The organism is Collimonas silvisoli (assembly GCF_018305005.1).
Classification (GTDB): Bacteria; Pseudomonadota; Gammaproteobacteria; order Burkholderiales; family Burkholderiaceae_D; genus Collimonas; species Collimonas silvisoli.
In genome coordinates, this window is the sequence record NZ_JAGQEG010000240.1 from 1 (window position 1) to 535 (window position 535).

At 56.6% G+C, this 535-nt stretch carries 2 protein-coding genes; both read left to right on the plus strand.

Annotation, left to right across the window (positions count from 1 at the left end):
* A partial coding sequence (locus tag KHU33_RS26225) for an integrase core domain-containing protein (RefSeq protein ID WP_211462952.1) occupies positions 1 to 96 on the plus strand: 96 nt, incomplete at its 5' end.
* A gap of 46 nt (positions 97 to 142) precedes the next feature.
* Positions 143 to 493 (plus strand): helix-turn-helix domain-containing protein, encoded by a 351-nt coding sequence (locus KHU33_RS26230; RefSeq protein ID WP_211468502.1) that lies wholly within the window; start codon positions 143 to 145, stop codon positions 491 to 493.
* Positions 494 to 535 lie beyond the last annotated feature (42 nt).

Sequence of the window (535 nt, forward strand, 5' to 3'; positions counted from 1 at the left end):
GCGCAATCCGTTCGGATCTACAACCGGGAACGGCCGCATACGGCCCTGAAATACAAAACGCCCGATGCGGTGCATCGAGCGTTTGTGTTGCAATAAAACCTGTCAACCTATTTTAGGACTGGACACCAGGGAGAAAACAAGAATGAAATATCCAAACCAGCGGTACGGTAATCCGGCCGCGCTTACCTACTACGCCGCAGGGCTTCCGGTGCAGGAAATCGCCAGACGGCTAAAGCGATCCGAGCGATCTATTCGGAACTGGCTCAGTGGCGCCGAGAAATTGCCCTGGTGGGTGCCGGAGATTCTGCGTTTGCAGCAGCTGGAGCGCGATCAACGGTTGCGTCAGATGAATATCCAGCCGGTACGAGTAAAACTGGGCCTGGTCGGCAAAACGGCAACCCTGTACGAGTTGCCCCGCAGAGAGTTGCCGTCGATGGGTCGACCGGATCCGGTACCGTCAGATGCGACGGCGCTCGATGCGCGCCAGGCATAAAGAAAACGGCCCGATTGAACTGAACCCCAAAAGTTGGACACC